This is a genomic window from Bradyrhizobium sp. dw_411 (assembly GCF_018449695.1).
Classification (GTDB): domain Bacteria; phylum Pseudomonadota; class Alphaproteobacteria; order Rhizobiales; family Xanthobacteraceae; genus Bradyrhizobium.
Map to the genome: position 1 here is coordinate 478,186 of NZ_JAAVUY010000001.1, position 17,514 is coordinate 495,699.

General features: G+C 59.2%; 19 protein-coding genes and 1 tRNA gene. 7 read left to right on the forward strand and 13 right to left on the reverse strand.

Annotation, left to right across the window (positions count from 1 at the left end; genetic code table 11):
• Nucleotides 1-208: 208 nt before the first annotated feature.
• From HB676_RS02270 to rplU, 7 genes are all read right to left on the reverse strand, one after another.
• Nucleotides 209-850 (reverse strand): nicotinate-nucleotide adenylyltransferase, encoded by a 642-nt coding sequence (locus HB676_RS02270; protein ID WP_275944903.1) that lies wholly within the window; start codon nucleotides 848-850, stop codon nucleotides 209-211.
• 76 nt (nucleotides 851-926) lie between these two features.
• Nucleotides 927-2,219 carry a glutamate-5-semialdehyde dehydrogenase gene (locus HB676_RS02275; protein WP_213736015.1) on the reverse strand — a complete coding sequence of 431 codons (1,293 nt, stop codon included), beginning with the start codon at nucleotides 2,217-2,219 and terminating at the stop codon, nucleotides 927-929.
• 161 nt (nucleotides 2,220-2,380) lie between these two features.
• Nucleotides 2,381-3,523 carry a glutamate 5-kinase gene (proB, locus tag HB676_RS02280; RefSeq protein WP_213736016.1) on the reverse strand — a complete coding sequence of 381 codons (1,143 nt, stop codon included), beginning with the start codon at nucleotides 3,521-3,523 and terminating at the stop codon, nucleotides 2,381-2,383.
• Between the two features lie 87 nt (nucleotides 3,524-3,610).
• On the reverse strand, nucleotides 3,611-4,660 hold the full coding sequence (gene obgE / locus HB676_RS02285) for a GTPase ObgE (RefSeq protein ID WP_213736017.1): 1,050 nt from the start codon (nucleotides 4,658-4,660) through the stop codon (nucleotides 3,611-3,613).
• Nucleotides 4,661-5,017: 357 nt separating this feature from the next.
• A complete protein-coding gene (locus HB676_RS02290) occupies nucleotides 5,018-5,614 on the reverse strand; it encodes a GNAT family N-acetyltransferase (protein ID WP_213736018.1) in 597 nt (198 codons plus the stop codon).
• 124 nt (nucleotides 5,615-5,738) lie between these two features.
• Entirely contained in the window at nucleotides 5,739-6,011 is a 273-nt protein-coding gene (gene rpmA, locus HB676_RS02295) for a 50S ribosomal protein L27 (protein ID WP_213736019.1), read from the reverse strand.
• Between the two features lie 87 nt (nucleotides 6,012-6,098).
• Nucleotides 6,099-6,605 carry a 50S ribosomal protein L21 gene (gene rplU, locus HB676_RS02300; protein ID WP_213736020.1) on the reverse strand — a complete coding sequence of 169 codons (507 nt, stop codon included), beginning with the start codon at nucleotides 6,603-6,605 and terminating at the stop codon, nucleotides 6,099-6,101.
• 359 nt (nucleotides 6,606-6,964) lie between these two features.
• On the opposite strand from rplU, the gene HB676_RS02305 reads away from it, so the two are divergent.
• The 5 genes from HB676_RS02305 to HB676_RS02325 all read left to right on the forward strand — a co-directional run bounded on the left by HB676_RS02305 (nucleotide 6,965) and on the right by HB676_RS02325 (nucleotide 12,040).
• Nucleotides 6,965-8,095: an ROK family protein gene (locus tag HB676_RS02305; RefSeq protein ID WP_213736021.1), complete on the forward strand. Its 1,131-nt coding sequence runs from the start codon at nucleotides 6,965-6,967 to the stop codon at nucleotides 8,093-8,095.
• Nucleotides 8,096-8,276: 181 nt separating this feature from the next.
• Nucleotides 8,277-9,206, forward strand: a complete 930-nt coding sequence (locus HB676_RS02310; RefSeq protein WP_213736022.1) for an N-acyl homoserine lactonase family protein — start codon at nucleotides 8,277-8,279, stop codon at nucleotides 9,204-9,206.
• A 72-nt stretch (nucleotides 9,207-9,278) separates the two neighbouring features.
• Complete coding sequence (yfcF, locus tag HB676_RS02315) at nucleotides 9,279-9,905, forward strand: glutathione transferase (protein WP_213736023.1); 627 nt, start codon at nucleotides 9,279-9,281, stop codon at nucleotides 9,903-9,905.
• Between the two features lie 448 nt (nucleotides 9,906-10,353).
• A tRNA-Ser gene (locus tag HB676_RS02320) sits at nucleotides 10,354-10,443 on the forward strand.
• Nucleotides 10,444-10,528: 85 nt separating this feature from the next.
• Nucleotides 10,529-12,040, forward strand: coding sequence for a site-specific integrase (locus tag HB676_RS02325; RefSeq protein ID WP_213736024.1), 1,512 nt, complete (start codon nucleotides 10,529-10,531; stop codon nucleotides 12,038-12,040).
• A gap of 83 nt (nucleotides 12,041-12,123) precedes the next feature.
• Here HB676_RS02325 and HB676_RS02330 read toward each other — a convergent pair whose 3' ends face one another.
• Nucleotides 12,124-12,390: a hypothetical protein gene (locus tag HB676_RS02330; protein ID WP_213736025.1), complete on the reverse strand. Its 267-nt coding sequence runs from the start codon at nucleotides 12,388-12,390 to the stop codon at nucleotides 12,124-12,126.
• A 60-nt stretch (nucleotides 12,391-12,450) separates the two neighbouring features.
• Here HB676_RS02330 and HB676_RS02335 point away from each other — a divergent pair, with 60 nt between their 5' ends.
• On the forward strand, nucleotides 12,451-12,831 hold the full coding sequence (locus HB676_RS02335; protein WP_213736119.1) for an HEXXH motif-containing putative peptide modification protein: 381 nt from the start codon (nucleotides 12,451-12,453) through the stop codon (nucleotides 12,829-12,831).
• A gap of 990 nt (nucleotides 12,832-13,821) precedes the next feature.
• On the opposite strand, the gene HB676_RS02340 is transcribed toward HB676_RS02335, so the two are convergent.
• From HB676_RS02340 to HB676_RS02360, 5 genes are all read right to left on the reverse strand, one after another.
• On the reverse strand, nucleotides 13,822-14,652 hold the full coding sequence (locus HB676_RS02340) for a hypothetical protein (RefSeq protein WP_213736026.1): 831 nt from the start codon (nucleotides 14,650-14,652) through the stop codon (nucleotides 13,822-13,824).
• A 16-nt stretch (nucleotides 14,653-14,668) separates the two neighbouring features.
• Nucleotides 14,669-15,418: a hypothetical protein gene (locus HB676_RS02345; protein WP_213736027.1), complete on the reverse strand. Its 750-nt coding sequence runs from the start codon at nucleotides 15,416-15,418 to the stop codon at nucleotides 14,669-14,671.
• Nucleotides 15,419-15,534: 116 nt separating this feature from the next.
• Nucleotides 15,535-16,116, reverse strand: coding sequence for a hypothetical protein (locus HB676_RS02350; RefSeq protein WP_213736028.1), 582 nt, complete (start codon nucleotides 16,114-16,116; stop codon nucleotides 15,535-15,537).
• A gap of 16 nt (nucleotides 16,117-16,132) precedes the next feature.
• Entirely contained in the window at nucleotides 16,133-16,567 is a 435-nt protein-coding gene (locus HB676_RS02355) for a superinfection immunity protein (protein ID WP_213736029.1), read from the reverse strand.
• Nucleotide 16,568: 1 nt separating this feature from the next.
• The gene (locus HB676_RS02360) at nucleotides 16,569-17,132 is read right to left on the reverse strand and encodes a DUF4339 domain-containing protein (protein ID WP_213736030.1); all 564 of its coding nucleotides are present in this window, start codon (nucleotides 17,130-17,132) and stop codon (nucleotides 16,569-16,571) included.
• A gap of 137 nt (nucleotides 17,133-17,269) precedes the next feature.
• Here HB676_RS02360 and HB676_RS02365 point away from each other — a divergent pair, with 137 nt between their 5' ends.
• Nucleotides 17,270-17,506: a helix-turn-helix transcriptional regulator gene (locus HB676_RS02365; protein WP_213736031.1), complete on the forward strand. Its 237-nt coding sequence runs from the start codon at nucleotides 17,270-17,272 to the stop codon at nucleotides 17,504-17,506.
• The last annotated feature ends 8 nt before the right edge of the window (nucleotides 17,507-17,514 follow it).

Genomic DNA, 17,514 nt, shown 5'->3' on the forward strand with positions numbered 1-17,514 from the left:
GCCAGGGACCATTCCTTTCACTGTATCGCGAACGCCGAATCCTAGGCGCCCGCCAACCATACTATGCATGTGGGGTTAATGGTTTCAATATCCAGTACCCCGTTTCCGAAGCTCGCGATCCTTTACGGCTGCATCCCCACACGAACCTCGGAGACAATGGGGATGCAGATAATCTACAGGTAAATTGATGCCTGCCGGCGCCATCCTGTTACTTTGTCCTCCAGCTACCGTCCTGGTTCCGAAGGCCGGTCGATGACAGGCTCAGTTTCATGCCGGTGAGAAAGACCCAGGCGGGCGCGCGCTGGTCCGCCAGTCGGCCGGCCTGATTTTCAGGCAACCGGTAGCGCGCGAGGGCCTGCGCAGCGGGCGCGGCCAAGGCGCGAAAACTTTGTGGCGGTCGGTCGATCACAGCGATCGGCACCTCGGAAGCGATGCGCCGCCAGTTTTGCCAGCGGTGGAACTGCGCCAGATTATCCGCGCCCATGATCCAGACAAAGCGCAGGCCGGAAGCGCGGCGTCGCAGATATTCAATGGTGTCAACAGTGTAGCGCGTTCCGATGACGGATTCGAGACAACTGACATCGATGCGCGGATCATTGGCCACGCGTTGCGCGGCCTCGGCGCGCTCGTCGAGATCGCGCAAGGCGCCGCCATCCTTGAGCGGATTGCCGGGGGTTACCAGCCACCACACGCGATCGAGCTTCAGCCGCTTGATCGCAAACAGGCTGATGGCGCGGTGCGCGTCATGCGGCGGATTGAAGGAACCGCCGAGCAGGCCGATACGCATGCCGTTGGTATAAAGCGGGATCTCTGAAGCAACTGAATGCAACGCGACGGAAGCTGGCTTCAACGGCGCCACCGCATGCACAAACCGGAATCGTTCCGCTGTCGTGAGATCGGGCGTTCGCTTGAAAACATGCAGGCGCTCACGGCCGGGTCTGCCCGGTGCCGTGCACGCGATATTTGAAGCTGGTCAATTGCTCGGCGCCAACCGGGCCGCGGGCGTGGAATTTCCCGGTGGCGATGCCGATCTCCGCGCCGAAGCCGAATTCGCCGCCGTCGGCGAACTGGGTCGATGCGTTATGCAGCACGATCGCCGAATCGACCTCGTTGAGGAATTTCCGCGCGGTGGCTTCATCGTCGGTCACGATCGCATCGGTGTGGTGCGAACCGTGATCGTGAATATGAGCGATCGCCTCGCTGACGCCATCGACCACCTTGGCGGCAATGATCGCGTCTTCATATTCGGTGTCCCAGTCTTCGTCGGAAGCGGGCTTTACGCGCGAATCTGCTCGCTGCACGGCATCGTCGCCGCGCACTTCGCAACCGGCGTCGATCAGCATCTGCACCAGCGGCTTGAGATTGGCCGAGGCCGCGGCACGATCGACCAGCAAGGTTTCGGCGGCGCCGCACACACCGGGGCGGCGCATCTTGGCATTCAGCACGATCGACTTGGCCATTTCGAGATTAGCGGCGTGATCGACATAGACATGATTGACGCCTTCCAGATGCGCGAACACCGGCACGCGCGCTTCGGCCTCGACGCGCGCGACCAGACTCTTGCCGCCGCGCGGCACGATGACATCGACGCCGCCGTTCAAACCGCCGAGCAGAAGGCCCACGGCGGCGCGGTCGCGGGTCGGCACCAGCGTGATCGCAGCTTCGGGCAGGCCGGCTTCGCGCAATCCCTCAACCAGACAAGTATGGATCGCACGGCAGGAGCGGAAACTGTCGGAGCCGCCGCGCAGGATCACCGCGTTGCCGGATTTCAAACACAGCACGCCGGCATCGGCGGCGACGTTGGGACGGCTTTCGAAAATTACCGCGACCACACCCAGCGGCACGCGCACGCGTTCGATGGTCATGCCGTTGGGGCGCTGCCAGCTTTCGGTCACGATGCCGACGGGATCGGCGATTGCACGCACGGTCGCAACACCATCGGCCATCGCATCGATGCGCGCTGGTGTCAGCGTCAGCCGATCGATGAAGGCGGACGTCGCGCCACTGGCGCGGACTTCGGCGACATCTTCGGCATTGGCGGCGAGAATTTCAGCGGCGTGCGCGCGGATGGCGCGCTCGATCGCATCGAGCGCCTGGTTTTTCTGCTCCGGCGATGCAAGCGCCAGCGTTCGCGCGGCGGCGCGCGCGCGGATAGCGAGATCGTTCATCAGGGCAGGTAAATCGGCGTTTCCGTCGATCGCCTTCAGCGGCGCATTCATGTCAGTTCTTGTCTTGTCGGTTCTGGCTTTCAGTTAAGGCCATGTCCTAGCACGGAAATCCCTGTTTTGCGAGGTGCGGAACGGGCATGGCTGGCGGGCGGCGTCTGATCTGGGGGCTGGTTTAGGGGCCGTTGGGCCATTGGCCGAGCTGGCGCTTGGGCCTAGCCTGCGGGCAATGCCCCGCTCGGGCCGATGACGAGGTCGTCGCGGTGGATCATTTCCGCTCGCCCCGAGATGCCCAGGATCGTCATCACGTCGGGCGAGGAGCGGCCCTTGATCTTCTCGGCATCTTCAAAGTCGTAGGCGACGAGGCCGCGGCCGATTTCATGGGTATCGGGACCGCGCACCACCACGGCGTCGCCGCGGGCGAATTGCCCGTCGACCCGGATCACGCCGGCCGGCAACAGGCTCTTGCCGGCACGGAGTGCGCTGACCGCGCCGGCATCGATGGTCAGCGTGCCCTTTGGCTCCAGCGAGCCTGCGATCCAGCGCTTGCGCGCGGTCACCGGATTGGCCGGGGTCAAAAACCACGTGCAGCGCCCGCCGTCGGCGATGGCCTGCAGGGGGTGCTCGATCTTGCCCGATGCGATCAGCATATGGGTGCCGGCGGTGGTTGCGATCTTGGCGGCCTCGATCTTGGTGTACATGCCGCCGCGCGACAGTTCGGATTCGGCCGCCCCTGCCATCGCCTCGATTTCCGAGGTGACGGATTCGACGATCGGAATCAGCTTCGCGTCGGGATTGCGGCCCGGTGGCGCGTCATAGAGGCCGTCGATATCCGACAGCAGGATCAAGAGGTCCGCGCTCGCCATGGTCGCGACGCGGGCGGCGAGGCGGTCATTGTCGCCGTAGCGGATTTCATTGGTGGCGACGGTGTCGTTTTCGTTGATCACGGGCACCGCGCGCCATTCCAGCAGTTTGGCGATGGTCGAGCGGGCGTTGAGATAACGGCGGCGCTCTTCGGTATCCTGCAGCGTGACCAGGATCTGTCCGGCGCCGATGCCGTGATGGCCGAGCACTTCCGACCAGATCCGCGCCAGTGCGATCTGTCCGACCGCCGCGGCGCCCTGGCTTTCCTCGAGCTTCAGCGCGCCGCGCGGCAGCTTCAGCCGGCTGCGTCCCAGCGCGATCGAGCCGGAAGACACGATCAGGAGTTCACGGCCCTCGCCATGTAATTTAGCGATATCGGCCGCGAGCGCGGCAAGCCATTCCGCCCGCACTTCGCCGGCGTCGGAATCGATCAGCAGCGACGAGCCGACCTTGACGACGATGCGTCGGAATTTCTTCAGGTTGGGGCGGGCCATGACGTGAGACTTTGCAGCGGAGCGGATCGACGAGCTGACGCATGATTCCAGCGTTTGTTCGGATAGATCATGCTTGCGGTAAGAGGTCTAGGTGGTTTGCGGCGCCCAAGGCTCGGCTTTGGCGACGCCCTTGGCCTTGGCCGATACCGGGGCCTCGCCGATCAATTCGACCAGTGCCCGCAGCGCTTCTTTCACGCCGGTGCCTGCGACGCCGGAGATCAGCAGCGGGGTTTTCTTGGCGGCGCGCTTGAGCCGGTCGCGCTGCGCCTTCAATTCTTCCGGTGTCACCGCGTCGATCTTGTTGAGCGCGACGATCTCGATCTTGTCGGCAAGGTCGCCCTCATAGGCGTCGAGCTCGGTGCGCACCGTCTTGTAAGCCTTGCCGGCATGTTCGCAGGTCGCATCCACCAGATGCAGCAATACACGACAGCGCTCGACATGGCCGAGAAAGCGATCGCCGAGGCCGGCGCCTTCATGCGCGCCCTCGATCAGGCCCGGAATATCCGCCAGCACGAATTCGCGGCCGTCGACATCGACCACGCCGAGCTGCGGATGCAGTGTGGTGAAGGGATAGTCGGCGATCTTCGGCTTGGCGGCGCTGACGACGGAGAGGAATGTCGACTTGCCGGCATTGGGCAGGCCGACCAGACCGGCATCCGCGATCAGTTTCAGCCGCAGCCAGATCCAGCGCTCCTCGCCCTCCAATCCGGGATTGGCGTTGCGCGGCGCGCGATTGGTCGAGGATTTGAAATGCGCGTTGCCGAAGCCGCCATTGCCGCCTTCGGCAAGCACGAATTTTTCGCCGAGCGTGGTGAAATCATGGATCAGGGTTTCGCGATCTTCATCGAAGATCTGCGTGCCGACCGGCACCTTGAGCGTAATCGCCTTGCCGTTGGCGCCGTGACGGTCCTTGCCCTGGCCGTTGGTGCCCTTTTGCGCCTTGAAGTGCTGCTGATAGCGATAGTCGATCAGCGTATTCAGTCCATCGACCACTTCGATGATGACGTCGCCGCCGCGGCCGCCATTGCCGCCGGAGGGGCCGCCGAACTCAATATACTTCTCGCGGCGGAACGCCACGCAGCCGTTCCCGCCGTCGCCGGAGCGGATATAGACCTTTGCTTCATCAAGGAATTTCATGTTCTACAGGTAAGGCAGGGGCGCTGTGGCGGCAACCCTTGATGTCCGGGATATCAGCGAAAAGCCTTAATTTTCGGGCCTTTTTGAGGCCTCCGGACATGCGCTCGGCGTGGTCTGAAACGCCGCGAAGACCAACTGTCCTGCGCAAGCGGCTGATCATCTATGGGTATTGCAGAGGGAATGTTGAGGCAATTAATCAGGAGCGCAACAACTCCCCTCGTCGTCCCGGCGAACGCCGGGACCCACACCGCGTGATCTATCGATTAAAGCAGAGCCGCTAATACCACTCGCACAACCACCGCCGGCGGCTATGGGTCCCGGCGCAAGGCCGGGACGACAGCGTTGGTTGTTGCGCGTTTAGCGTGGGTGCCGCGTTGAACTGTTCCAGTTCTTCAGCGAGGCCCAGATGCCGCGCGACAAACGGAAGCGATCGACCGGGCTTGACGATCCCAGCGCCTCGAAGCGATGCAGTTCGACGCCGCTCCACTGGAAGCCGCATTTCTCCAGGATGTTGCGCGAGTTCGGATTGGCGACCCGCGCGCCTGACATCAGGTGCTCGATATCGAATTCCTCGAACGCGAAGTCGATCACCGCGCGCGCGGCTTCGGTGGCGAAGCCCTGGCCCCAATATTCCACGCCGAGCCAGTAGCCGAGTTCCGGCGCTTCCGGCTCACGCCAGTTGACGCCGACCATTCCGACCGGCGTGTGATTGTTTTCAATCAGGAAGGCGGTTTCCGGCTTGTCGCCGGCCATGGCGCGCACGAAGGCGACGGCATGGTCCTGCGAATAGGGATGCGGCAGGCGGCGGGAATTCTCCGCAATGCGACGATCATTGGCGAGACGCGCGATCGCCTTTACGTCCGCGAGCGTCGGCCTGCGCAACATCAGGCGTTCGGTCTCGAGGACGCAGCTACTCGCCTCGCGCAAGGTCGGGGTCGGGATATCCTGCAACATGTCGGGCTCCTGGTCGGAACAAATAACCAAATAAAAAGGAGAGGCCGGTTTCCCGCCTCCCCTTTGGAGCCTTCTGGTGCTCCGCCGGTTCAACAGGACCCGGCGGACGCATGGTGTCCACCGTTTACTCGGCCGCAGCTTCAGTTACCGGGACCACCGATATGAAGGTGCGGCCGTTGGCTTTTGCACGAAACTCGACACGACCTTCGACCTTGGCGAACAGGGTATGATCGGTACCCATGCCGACATTAAGGCCGGGATGCCAGGTGGTGCCGCGCTGACGCGCGATGATGTTGCCGGGAATCACATGTTCGCCGCCATAGGTCTTGATCCCGAGGCGCTTGCCGGCCGAGTCACGACCGTTGCGCGATGAACCGCCTGCTTTTTTGTGAGCCATGGCCCGTCTCCAGCTTCTATCTAATCTCTAAATCGATTCCTTGACGGAATCATTTCACTTTATGTCGCAGTTCACGTTTTAGTGGTCTTAGCTTTTAGAAGTCTTCTTGGCCGGAGCCTTCTTCGCATCGGGCTTGGCGCGCGGTTTAGCCGCAGCCTTCGCAGCCGGCTTTTTCGGCGCGGCCTTCTTCTTGGCGGCCTTCGGCGCCTCGTTGTCACCATCCGTCGAAGGGGTGACAACCGGCTTCTCGCGCTTCGGACGCGGTCCGATGGTCGGCTTGTTATCGTTGGTCAGGATCTCGGTGATACGCAGCACCGTGATCTCGTCGCGATAACCGCGCTTGCGGCGCGAATTCTTGCGGCGGCGCTTCTTGAACGAAATGACCTTGGGGCCGCGCTTGTGCTGCAGCACTTCGGCCGCAACCGAGGCGCCGGGCACCGTGGGCACGCCGAGCACCGGCGATTCGCCGCCGACCAGCAAAACTTCGCCAAGCTGCACGATCGTTCCGACATCGCCGGCGATCTTGCCAATCTCGAGCACATCATCCGGAACGACGCGGTACTGCCGGCCGCCGGTTTTGATGACTGCGAACATCGTTTAATTCCTTCGTGTTCGATCCCGGCCTCGGACACGTCCGGGCCGGCTTTTTCTTCAGTCGTTATGGGTTCAATTTTCGCGCGATCGGAGCAACATCCCTTATCGGGAAATACCCCTCAAAGCCGCGCAAAAACAAACAGCGCGAGAAATCTCCCGCGCCGGGTGCGGGACTTATAGCCGCTGGGCGACCCGAGTCAAGGAAAAGCAGGTCAGAAATGAGCCAAATATGAGGGATTTGGCATCTTAGGGCCAATTTGCCGGCGGGGTTTGGCCGGCCGCCAAGCCGCGATTTCCGCCCATGCAACCAACGGGTTCCCCGGCCGTTGTCCCACATTCTGGTATCGGCAGGGGCACAAATGGCTGAGGACACATTAACGACCACCGGTATCGCCCGGCACGGCGCTGCTCGTTTGCCGTCTGTCGAAGTCGACAGCTTTAATATCGAGCTGAAAGACGATGACGGCTTTCTGGGCGACCGCGCCAGCAAGGGCGCGTTCCGAAAGATCCTGGATACGCTGCGCAAGCCGCTGAAAAAGAACGGCGAGGATCCCTTAGGGAAAAAATCCGCCGAGGAGATCGGCAAGGGCACGCTCGATGAAGCGCTGGTGGGCGACGATATCGCTGCCGCCGCGCTGGTGCACGGTGCGATCGAGGAATTCGCCGGGGAATTGGCCTATGTGACCTCGCGCTTTCTCAAGACCAAGGCCTGGGCCGATACCGAGCGCATCGTGGTCGGTGGCGGCTTTCGCCAAAGCCGGGTCGGCGAACTCGCGATCGCGCGCACTGATCTTTTGCTCAAGGCCGAGGGGCACAAGATCGATCTGGTGCCGATCCGCTTTGATCCCGATGAGGCCGGCCTGATCGGCTGCCTGCATCTGGCGCCGTCATGGATTTTCGAAGCCCATGACAGCATCCTCGCGGTCGATATCGGCGGCAGCAATATTCGCTGTGGCGTGGTCGAGACCCGCTGGAAGAAAGTGCCCGATCTGTCGAAGGCATCGGTGTGGAAGTCAGAACTCTGGCGCCATGCCGATGACGAGCCGACCCGCGAAGGTGCGGTGAAGCGGCTGGTGAAAATGCTGAAAGAATTGATCCTGGCGGCCGACACCGAAGGCCTGAAATTGGCGCCGTTCATCGGGATTTCCTGTCCCGGGGTAATCAACGACGACGGCTCGATCGAGAAGGGCGCGCAGAATCTTCCGGGCAATTGGGAAAGCAGCAAATTCAATCTGCCCGCGAGTCTGGTCGAGGCGATCCCGGCGATCGGCGATCATGACACCGCTATCCTGATGCACAATGACGGCGTGGCGCAGGGCCTTTCCGAAGTGCCGTTCATGCAGGACGTCGACCATTGGGGCGTGCTGACCATCGGCACCGGCCTCGGCAACGCGCGCTTCACCAACCGCAAAAAAGAAAAGGACAAGGACGACAAGAAAGAAAAGGACGAGAAGAAAGACGACAAGAAAGAAAAGAAGAGCAAGGAGTGAGGCGCGTCAAAATTCCATAAGACAAGAACTCGTAAGACAAGAACGGATAAACGGGCGCAATTCCACGCGAGACCCTTAGGGATCGTCACTGACAAGGTAAGTCCAGCAATTGGATCACATGTGCGCCGATCGGCGGCGCCATTGAGGTCGCTCCAATAGCTTGCGCGGGAGCCAAGTCGTGATGAACTGGATCAGTCTTGTTCGTACCGTGACCGGTGCATCCATTATCGTCGTCGCTGTAGCGGTCGCAGCCGCTGCCCAACAGCCGCAACAAGGCGTAGCAGTGGCGAGGGCCGGGTCGAAACTACCCGATCCCGCCAAGGCCGGCTTCGCCGACAAGCTTTTCCGGATCGATTGCGGCCGCTCGCTGGCCAATGACGAATCGGTATGGACGCCGGGCGCCAACGTCGGACGCAGTATCCAGTTCTCGTCGACCTGCTGGCTGATGAAGCATGGCAATGATTGGCTGCTCTGGGATACCGGTGTGCCGGAGTCCGCGCATAACGATCCCAAGGGCTGGTCCACGCTGCCCAAATTGATCGTCTATCACCTCGACAAGACGCTGACGGATCAGTTCGCCGAAATCGGGCTGAAGCCGGACGATATCGGCCGGGTTGCCGTATCGCATACCCATGGCGACCACATCGGCAACATGGCCTTGTTTCCCAGGGCGACCGTGTTGATTCAGCGCGCCGAGTATAACTGGATACATTCCGGCAACGGGCCGAGCGACAATATCAATCAATTGATGGCGCTGGCGCGCAAGCTGATGGGGACCCCGAAGAAGCTCGATCTGCTCGACGGCGATACCGATGTGTTCGGCGACGGCAGCGTGACGTTGTTTGCCACGCCGGGGCACACCCCCGGCAGCCAGTCACTGCTGGTGCATCTAAAGAATTCCGGCTTCATCATCCTGTCCGGCGATGTCGTGCATCTGGAAGAGAATTTCGAGAAAGATATCGTTCCGGCGCTCAATACCGACAAGGCCGCCTCGATCGCGTCGATGGAAAAAGTGAAGAAGATGATCGCAACCTACAAGGCATCGTTCTTCATCAATCATGACAAGGAGCAGGCCGACAAGCTGAAGCTGATCCCGGCCTTCTACGATTGAGGCGCTACTTTTCACGCAAGCTCCAAACCGCTATGAACGATGGTGTTCGCATTGGCGGACATCACGTGACACATGGCCATGCTGCTCTACGCGGATTCGAAGTTCACATCTCCCTATGTGATGTCGGTGTTTGTCGCGCTGACCGAGAAAAAGCTGCCGTTTAAAATTCAGACGGTGGATCTCGACATAGGCGCCAATAACGATCCGGATTACGCGTTGATATCGCTGACGCAGCGCGTGCCGACGCTGATCGACGGTAACTTCGCGCTGTCGGAATCGTCAGCCATTGTGGAATATCTCGACGAGGCCTTTCCCGATCCGCCGATGTTTCCAAGCGATCGGCAGCGGCGGGCGCGAGCGCGCCAGGTTCAGGCCTGGCTGCGAAGCGATTTTCTGCCGATCCGACTGGAGCGCCCGACACCGACCATCTTCTATCAACGGCCAGTCTCGACGCCGCTCTCCGCTGCGGCACAGGCGGCCTCGCGAAAGCTCTGCGCGGGGGCGTCCGAATTGCTCGGCCATGGCGGCGACAATCTGTGCGGCGATTGGTCGATTGCCGATGTGGATCTGGCGTTAATGCTTAACCGGCTGATCGTGAATGGCGATCAGGTTCCACTTGCGCTGGTTCGCTATGCGAAAGCGCAGTGGGAACGGCCTTCCGTTCAGGGCTGGGTTCGCCGGGAGCGCCTACCGCTGTGAACGAGAGCGTTTTCGAGCGAAGTGGATACCGGTTCGCGTGAAGAAAACGCGTCAAAACAAAAGATTAAAGCCCGGTTCTGATTTAATCAGAACCGATAAGGCTCTAACTTCGAATCAAGCCGCCACGAGAACTGGTGAATCCCGGCGAATCGGGCCGGGTAACCTTGACCGGTTAGGTTAAAAACGGGATCGCGTTGCCGCGCGCGACGGGATTGCTAGGGTTCATCTGTCGCTCAGTTGGCCCGCGAAGCCGCACTTCCCGGCCAGAATTTCAATGACGCGACACGGGACCGCCGGTTTTTTTCGCGTCTGGCGGTCCCACCCTTCATCCGGCGGCGGTTTGCTGCCGCGCGCATGGGAATTTCGCGTCCCGCGCCTTGTCTGCCCGGCCAACCTCGCCTAGAACACGCCCCGACCAAAGGGCTTTTGACCGCCCGTCATGGCGCCTGGAGAGGTGGCAGAGTGGTCGAATGCACCGCACTCGAAATGCGGCATAGGTGCAAGCCTATCGGGGGTTCGAATCCCTCCCTCTCCGCCATCGGCACAAGAAATCTAATAAAATCAACAGGTCATTGATTGCTATAGGCTTTTCGCCGCCCGAATAGTACACACGGGTGGCACACATGGCGCTTGCAATGACTCGACCCCAGAAGCATCCCAGCAGCGGCTATTATTGGTTTCGGAAACGTGTTCCGGACGATCTCCGCAGCCTAATCGGGAAGCGGGAAGAGCACTTCAGTTTGGGGACTCGCGACCCTGGCGAGGCCAAACGCCTTCATGCGTTGAAGTTGGCTGAAGTCGAAGAGCGTTGGGCTAATCTGCGCCTTGGCCAGCGTCAGTTGTCACCGGATGATATCGCGAGACTCGCTTCGGAAATTGGCGAGCAACTTCGACGCCGACTGGAAGCGGATCCTTACCAGCCTTTGCGATGGGATGTCGAAGTTGGGGCGAGGCTCTGGATCGCGTCTGACACGCATGACGTCTACACCGACATCACGCAAGCGCTGAGCCCAGCCGACTGGAAGCAGCTCGAACAACAAAACATATGCTACGCGCTTGTCGATGAGCACGTAATTGGAAGAGGCATAACTCCTCGCCCCGAGGATCGCGAACGGCTGGTTCGGGCCGCGTCGATCCAGGTGCAACGGATTATCCAGGCTCATGAAGCCTACCTGCTCGGCAAACAGGACATCAGTTCGGGTGGATGGGAACCGTCGAAACCTCGGACGCCAGCCGCACCACTTACTTTCGAAGCGGTCATTCTGGGTTGGCTCGTGGAGAAGAAGCCGAACGAAAAGACGGAGTACAGTTGGCGCCGTGTCATGACGGAGCTTTCGGAATTTGTGGGCCACGATGATGCACGACGAGTGAGCGCTGACGATCTTGTAAGCTGGAAAGCAGATCTCCTCGCAAAGGGTCGGGCGGCGAAGACCATTCGCGATAGCAAGCTGGCCCCCGCTCGAGCAATTTTTCAATGGGCGGTCGATAACCGCAAGCTCAATACCAATCCTGCTGCTCGCATCAACATCGATCTGAAAAGTCGGTCAACCGAGAAGAGGCGAGGATACACGGACGAGGAAGCCAAGCTCGTCCTGCGCGCGGCGCGTACATCGAAGGAGGCGCATAAGCGGTGGGTGCCTTGGGTTTGTGCCTACACGGGTGCGCGAATTGCAGAAATTTGTCAGCTGCGCTCCGAGGACATCAAGCAGATCGACGGCATATGGTGCATTGCTTTCGCTGCGGAAGCCGGGTCGCTAAAAAACGTAAACTCGGAGCGCGTGGTGCCCATTCACTCGGCGTTGAGGGAAGAAGGTTTCCTGAAGTTTTCAGCTTCGATCAAGAAAGGGCCGCTGTTCGTCGATCTAGCGCCGGACCGTTTCGGCAGCCGCGGCGGCACGGGGACCAAGGTACTGAGTCGTTGGATCAGGTCACTCGGCGTGACGGACAAGCGAATTTCACCCAATCATTCCTGGCGTCATCGTCTCAAGACGCTAGGCCGCCGTAACGGGCTGGCAGTCGATATTCTTGATGCTATGACCGGCCATGGTCGTAAAACAGTCGCAGACACCTATGGCGAATTCCCGCCGGAAGCGATGCTGCGCGAACTAAGTAAAATTCCACCACTTGACTCATGAACGGTGGGCCGCGTTGAGTGGTAGGTTCGGTCCAATGTAGCTATTCGATTCTGCCCATCGGTAAGCTTTCTGACAAAAGCTTATCAGCCGCGAGACGCGCGGGAGGCCAAGCTAAGCGCTTCAAGTGGCACCTCGCCATAAGGCGTTTTGACCTGAACTCCAGATTTTTGACCCTTTGCTCCGGGCTGAATCGGACCATACAGAGTGATCGCTGACGCGCTTTCCACGTCGGGCAATAATTTCGCTAACGCGTTCTTGATGCGGTCCAATAGATCTTTTGCCCCTTTCTGTTTTTTTGCAGCCGCGTAGTCGAGCTTCTCTAGAATGTCTCTTGCATCTACCAGTTCCACGCTTGGATCAAACAGGGACGCAGTTGCGTCGAGATCAAGTCCTGAGCTTTCGCCACGTCGATAGAGCGAGAAGGCAGACCCAATGATGATCTTCGGTTAGCCGAAGGAATTCTGCACGAGTGCATGCACCTACAGCTCACACTGATTGAAGAACAGATCGCGTTGATTGCGGCCGAGAAGGAAGCTCATTTTTCGCCGTGGCGGCAGGAAGTCCGTCCCACTCGTGGCGTGCTGCATGCTTTGTACGTGTTTCGAGTCATTCAGGACTTTTTTGCCGCCCTCATGCACTCCGCAACTTTGAGTGAGGGACAGTTCAGGTATGCCCAACGTCGTTGCGATCAGATTGATGAAGATGTACTTCAGGTTGAAGGCTTGACGATGAGCCAAGACCTTACCCCAATTGGCCGAGCCTTTGCGACGAGGCTGAAAGCTCGGAAGTAGGCGGGGATCAAGCGGCACATCTCGGCTGACGTTGTGCCAACGCCGGACAAATTCCAAAACCCTCGATTGACGAAAACTGGCGGATCAATTGGCTAAAGGAAGCGGCTCACGGTTGTAAGCTGCTTCGAAATTCGCGAACTCGAGCAGGAAGCTCGGCAACCTGGAACGCCGTCGTCAAGAGATTAACATGCTTCAATGAGATCGTCCTTGAATTCGGGAGCGCTGAGGTGGCGACTAAGTAAAACTCCCACTGCCATGCGTCCCGGTGATCCGCTTCGGGCGTTACATTCGGATGATATCCGAAAAGGTAGGCGTGCGCGTATCGTCCCTTTTGCGCCGTCCAACCGTGATTATCATGATAGCCCGTCCTCTCACGTATGTCGTATACCGGCCGAGGTGGCTTATCCGATTCCCATGTCTGCAAAGCAGCGCACTGCTTGACCTCCAGGCGGTGACCGTCAGAATGTTCAAAATCCCACCCAGCCCAATCGTGAGCGCACCACCGCCAATCCGGAAGCATTGCGCTTACGATGGCTTCAACCACAATCGAGCGGAGATTGTTCACCACCACGCGTTTGTCGAAAGTATTGGCGTAGCATTTTCGAGCGACCGCTTCAGTGTTCGGGACTATCGCCGCATTATTCATTGGATGCCGCCTTGCTTCGCGTGATCAAATTTAATGAAGGAAGAAGATCTATCATCGAGGTTCAAACATGGATGCCGTCGAGTTCGGCTGTTTGGACGAGGTTTCAGAATTCTTGCGCGCAAATCCGGGCTCGGGTGTCGCATGGAGCCCGGATGGAGCAAGATTGTCGACCACATCAATATTGACGGAATACCGCGTTAGAAAAAGGGTCGGCATATGAATGCTCGAAACACTGCAGCAGGTCCTTGCGCTGGGGCGATCCCTTGAACCATATGAGCACATACCGTCCGCCGCCAGTAGCGGTTTGCGCGCACTGTCGGCCTTGTTAAGACTGGTCGCTTCGCCTAGCCGCGGACCTGTAGAAAAGTAAGCAGCGCAGTGCGTATCAAACCCACGAAGAATGCCTCCAGCTCGAAGTGATCGCCTTCCGGCAGCGCTTCATGGACGGAAGCGCGGATCCGGTGCGCCGCTACCAGGTCGGCAACGATCTCTCCGCTCGGTTCGGCGCGTAGAGCCTGAAACGCCGCTTTCTGCGCCGACCAGTTGGTCGGGAACGTGTACTGCTTACGGAGATCCGTAACGTCATTGCGATCGAGCAGACGCAGGACCTGCGGATCCTTCCAGAGTTGCCTGAACTTCTGAAAAAGCTGGGTGCCGGTGCCGCCCAGGGCAACCGCAATGTGCTCGACGACGACGGATAGTCCCTGCACATCACTTTTCATGCCCTCGATCGCGAATTCGTTGCCGCGCAGCGCATGCTCCACGAATGATCGGAGCCGCCAGAAGAATGCCTCTTGGCCTTCCTTCGCCAGGAAATCCACAAAAGCGGCGATGTCCGCATCCGAAACACCCGTTGAACCAGCCGTCGCCAGCGACGCCTTAAGCGTCAGATGTACGCGCTCTTTCTCTTCCGCCGCCCAATCCGGCCAGATGACATCCAAAGCCGGCTTGAACCATCCGCTGACCCGTCCGATGCGGTCCCGCAACTCAGCGAACTTCAAGTCGCCGGTTCGTCGTGCCAATATGACGGCTTTCTCTAAAACGGCTTGATAGGCGTCCGCAATCAGCGGACGACCCTCCCTCTTCCATTCGGACCAACGTTCTGCGAGAAATCGGATTGCAGCAACGAGTTGATCGACAGTTACGGCAAGGCGGCCAACCGTTGCCTCCGACAACGCGGTCGTCTCTTGTTCATACTGCGCGCTTTGCGCCGCGCTGAGCCGAAAGCGTCCGCCCTTGTCCCTTGATGATTTCCGACAGAAGACGCGAGCGCTCCTCAGCGAACCAAACGATCGCGTCCAAGGACACTTGATGGTCCGCAAATCCGCGCGCCGCATGGAACGGGGTAAAATCATAGGAAGGCCCTGAACCATCAGGAAGCCTGCCAGCTCCCAGCGCTTCCACGGCGCGCCGTAAAATAGCTTCGTCGCCGAGATTAATTCTGATGTGTACCCCGGCGCCTGCCACCTCGGCAGCCAACAGGACTTGCCATGTCGAATAATACGTCTCGACATTTATCCCGTCGAACATGTTTGTCTCGACGTCATTGCTCACGTCGACGCGCATATCCAGCCAAGCTTCGAACGTTGCGACCGACGGGCGCTGAATAAACTCAGAAAACCGCGGTGCTAGATCGTCGAGCGGATTGACGGACGGACCGTAAGCCAAGCTATTTCGCCACCGATAAAACGCCTCATCCAGCTCGACGGCTGCATCCCAGCGTGGCCCGTCCGGCTCGGTTGGATGGCGTAACTGGCGCGGTCCCCAATGTTCGTGCGCCATCAGCCAAAATCGGCGTGCCACCGGGTCAGGATAGCGGATGCGCATCCGCGGGCAGAGCAAGCCCTGCTTTTCGAGGTATTCAAGCAAGCTTGACCCGACTTTCCGACCATGAAAAGCGTGAAGGGAGTCAATCTTGTGTGCGAACGCGTCGGTGGTCATATAGCGGTGAAACTGCATTACCCCCGATAACACGGATCAACCTGGCTCGGGAGATCCGCAATGCTATAGCGCTGAGTACATGGATGATCCGACGGGTGGGAAAACGGGGGCGGCGCCTAGAGCTGTTCCTTGACCGCATCCGGGATTTTTTCGAGGGACGGTTTGAAATTCTTGTACTTCTTCTCGTTCTGCTTGACGCACTCCGCCAGCGATGTGAGCATCGAACCGCCCTTGCTCTCAAAACTGAGCGACAGGTTAGCCACATTCCCCGGCATCACGAGGGTGAAATATCGAGCATTCCACAGTGCCTCGGAGAATTGTTTGGGCTCAATCTGCAGAATTAGGATCGTATTCTTGTCTTTGAGGACGTAATCGAAATTGGCACCGGCGATCAGGCCGTCTTTCCGGTCACTGAAGAAATTCCAGCGCAGCGAGCCCTGGTCGGGACCTTGAATTTCCCACTCGGTGTTGTGGACGAAGGCCCAGAGTTCACCGTCAACCAGGGAGCGATGGAGCTCAAAAAGCGATCCATCCTTTTTGCTCGCACGGCCCCAGCAAGTAGCTTGGCCGGTCTCCGTGTCGGCGCCGCCGAACACGGTCCACCAATTATCCGTCTCCTTTTTGTAGAAGGAGAGTTCCTCTGCGGTGAGGTGGCCAACACAGAAGACGGATAGCAGGAGCATAATAATCAATCGCATTTTCATTTGTCCCATCTCAACGTCGAGTCGCGCTGCCAAGAAGGTTAGCTTTCAGATCATCGAATTCGGCCTGGGATATTGCACCTCGTGTAAGGAGATCATGGAGGCGTTCCAGCTCCTGAGCGACGGATGGATGAGATATCGCTGGCGGCTCGACGACCTGAATCTTTTTCGCATCGTTGATGAAGAGGTTAAGCCCGGACTCGCCACCGCTGCTCGTAGAGCCAACTCGATGAGCCGCCCGCATCGCCCAGACCAGCGCGATCCCCCAGCCAATGACGGTGCCGCCGAAGGCGATATTGATGACGAGGATGATCCAACGGTTCGGGTGGTTGCGCCGGAATGCCACGATGCTCGGCATGATGTAGATGATGCCGACAATGAGGAAACCTAAGCCCAGGAAGATGATGAAAGTGGTGTCGTCCGCAGGAGGTTGAGAACTCGGATGCATGTCACATTGCTCGCAGAATTATCGAGGCGATGAACGATCCGATCCAGACGAAGCCATAGGTCGGCGTCTGCCGCAGGCGTTGCGCGCGCACGAAGAGGTAGACGGGCGCCAACAACAGGGCAAAGAACGTCATCCATCCGGAGCTGTAGCCGGCGCGCTTGAGTTGCTGTTCGTCAAGAAGGCACAGCCCGCCATTTACCAGAAGAGGAATGAGCCAAGAGAGCTTCGACAAGAATTCGTAGTCTTCGTACGGGTGCTTAAACTGGAAGCCGAGGATTGCGATATCGACGAACACATATGCAATTGGTGCGACGGCGAGCGTCCAAACCAAGCCGTTGTTGACGTGGTTTGCGGCAATGGCTGGCGGGGTATCCTTGAGCTGCACGCCTATTTCCGTGGTTCGCAGCGGCTGCCAGTCGGCCAAGCCTTTACGCCAGATCGGCGTTTCTCCATCGATCGTCTGGTCTGCCAGGAGTTCGCGTAGCTTGCTGGCCGGTACAGGGCCTTTGCGTTGGCCGCCCTGCGCATAAAACCATGTCTCGTCGCTCGTCGTGGTGTCGGTCAAATCAGCCCCCAATCTTGATGCTGTTTCGCGTGGCTTGGATTCAGCCGAGTAGTTCTAATGTTTCCGCCGGCGCAAAGTCCAGAATTTTGTCTGTTTAAAGCGGTGGGTTAATAAGCGACAGCTTGGTTGGCTGAGGCATGGACCTTCGCCAAGTATTCGCAGCCAATCTACGCCGCTTCCGGAACGCCAAGGGGCTGTCCCAAGAGGATTTGGCCTATGAAGCCGGCGTGAACAGAACCTACATGAGCAAGCTGGAGCAGGGCGGAACGTTCGTCGGCTTGGAGATCATCAGCAAGCTGGCGGAGGTGCTGGAAGTCGAAGCTGCCGAGTTTCTCAAGCCACCGCCCAAAAGGGTGCGCAAGAAGCCCTTCTAGTCTCCAAC

Excerpts from the sequence above, each read along its gene's own strand:
- HB676_RS02275 (WP_213736015.1), bottom strand. The coding sequence starts at position 2,219 with ATGAATGCGCCGCTGAAGGCGATCGACGGAAACGCCGATTTACCTGCC.
- proB (WP_213736016.1), bottom strand. The coding sequence starts at position 3,523 with ATGGCCCGCCCCAACCTGAAGAAATTCCGACGCATCGTCGTCAAGGTC.
- obgE (WP_213736017.1), bottom strand. The coding sequence starts at position 4,660 with ATGAAATTCCTTGATGAAGCAAAGGTCTATATCCGCTCCGGCGACGGC.
- HB676_RS02290 (WP_213736018.1), bottom strand. The coding sequence starts at position 5,614 with ATGTTGCAGGATATCCCGACCCCGACCTTGCGCGAGGCGAGTAGCTGC.
- rpmA (WP_213736019.1), bottom strand. The coding sequence starts at position 6,011 with ATGGCTCACAAAAAAGCAGGCGGTTCATCGCGCAACGGTCGTGACTCG.
- rplU (WP_213736020.1), bottom strand. The coding sequence starts at position 6,605 with ATGTTCGCAGTCATCAAAACCGGCGGCCGGCAGTACCGCGTCGTTCCG.
- HB676_RS02305 (WP_213736021.1), top strand. The coding sequence starts at position 6,965 with ATGGCTGAGGACACATTAACGACCACCGGTATCGCCCGGCACGGCGCT.
- HB676_RS02310 (WP_213736022.1), top strand. The coding sequence starts at position 8,277 with ATGAACTGGATCAGTCTTGTTCGTACCGTGACCGGTGCATCCATTATC.
- yfcF (WP_213736023.1), top strand. The coding sequence starts at position 9,279 with ATGGCCATGCTGCTCTACGCGGATTCGAAGTTCACATCTCCCTATGTG.
- HB676_RS02325 (WP_213736024.1), top strand. The coding sequence starts at position 10,529 with ATGGCGCTTGCAATGACTCGACCCCAGAAGCATCCCAGCAGCGGCTAT.
- HB676_RS02345 (WP_213736027.1), bottom strand. The coding sequence starts at position 15,418 with ATGACCACCGACGCGTTCGCACACAAGATTGACTCCCTTCACGCTTTT.
- HB676_RS02350 (WP_213736028.1), bottom strand. The coding sequence starts at position 16,116 with ATGCGATTGATTATTATGCTCCTGCTATCCGTCTTCTGTGTTGGCCAC.
- HB676_RS02355 (WP_213736029.1), bottom strand. The coding sequence starts at position 16,567 with ATGCATCCGAGTTCTCAACCTCCTGCGGACGACACCACTTTCATCATC.
- HB676_RS02365 (WP_213736031.1), top strand. The coding sequence starts at position 17,270 with ATGGACCTTCGCCAAGTATTCGCAGCCAATCTACGCCGCTTCCGGAAC.